The 822-nt window shown below is 46.1% G+C and carries 6 tRNA genes; all 6 read left to right on the top strand.

What is annotated here, in order from left to right:
- Window positions 1-133 precede the first annotated feature (133 nt).
- The 6 genes from I2484_RS21110 (at window position 134) to I2484_RS21135 (ending at window position 629) form a co-directional block, all read left to right on the top strand.
- Window positions 134-209, top strand: a tRNA-Phe gene (locus I2484_RS21110).
- A 7-nt stretch (window positions 210-216) separates the two neighbouring features.
- Window positions 217-290: transfer RNA gene (locus tag I2484_RS21115), tRNA-Gly, on the top strand.
- A gap of 4 nt (window positions 291-294) precedes the next feature.
- A tRNA-Ile gene (locus I2484_RS21120) sits at window positions 295-371 on the top strand.
- 1 nt (window position 372) lies between these two features.
- Window positions 373-447 (top strand) — tRNA-Asn (locus I2484_RS21125).
- 9 nt (window positions 448-456) lie between these two features.
- Window positions 457-547 (top strand) — tRNA-Ser (locus I2484_RS21130).
- Window positions 548-557: 10 nt separating this feature from the next.
- Window positions 558-629 (top strand) — tRNA-Glu (locus tag I2484_RS21135).
- The last annotated feature ends 193 nt before the right edge of the window (window positions 630-822 follow it).

Below are 822 nucleotides of genomic sequence, written 5' to 3' on the forward strand. Positions count from 1 at the left end.
TCCCGTGGTGTAGCGGTTAACATGCCTGCCTGTCACGCAGGAGATCGCCGGTTCGATCCCGGTCGGGACCGCCATTTTTATTAATACTATGAGATTTAGAATAAGTTAACAGCTTAATGTAAATCAAATATGTGGCTCAGTAGCTCAGTCGGTAGAGCAAAGGACTGAAAATCCTTGTGTCGGCGGTTCGATTCCGTCCTGAGCCACCATTATTATGCGAGTGTAGTTTAGTGGTAAAACCTCAGCCTTCCAAGCTGATGATGAGGGTTCGATTCCCTTCACTCGCTCCAAAAAGGGCCTATAGCTCAGCTGGTTAGAGCGCACGCCTGATAAGCGTGAGGTCGGTGGTTCGAGTCCACTTAGGCCCACCATTCCGCAGTAGCTCAGTGGTAGAGCAATCGGCTGTTAACCGATCGGTCGTAGGTTCGAGTCCTACCTGCGGAGCCATTTATATATGGGGAAGTACTCAAGCGGCTCAAGAGGTGCCCCTGCTAAGGGTATAGATCGCGAAAGCGGTGCGAGGGTTCGAATCCCTCCTTCTCCGCCATATATAATTTGGCCCCTTGGTCAAGCGGTTAAGACACCGCCCTTTCACGGCGGTATCACGGGTTCGAATCCCGTAGGGGTCATACATAAAAGTAGCATTACAAGTTCTTAACGAACTTGTAATGCTACTTTTTAATTTGTTTATAAAATTTTTTCTAGTATACTTAAATTAATAGGTTGTACAATAAATGACGTTGGTGAAAGAAAATCCCCATCCCTTTAAAGGGAGATGAGGAGGATCTTCACTAACGTCATTTTTTATAAGTATATTGGATA

This window comes from Sporosarcina sp. E16_8 (genome assembly GCF_017347095.1).
GTDB lineage: Bacteria > Bacillota > Bacilli > Bacillales_A > Planococcaceae > Sporosarcina.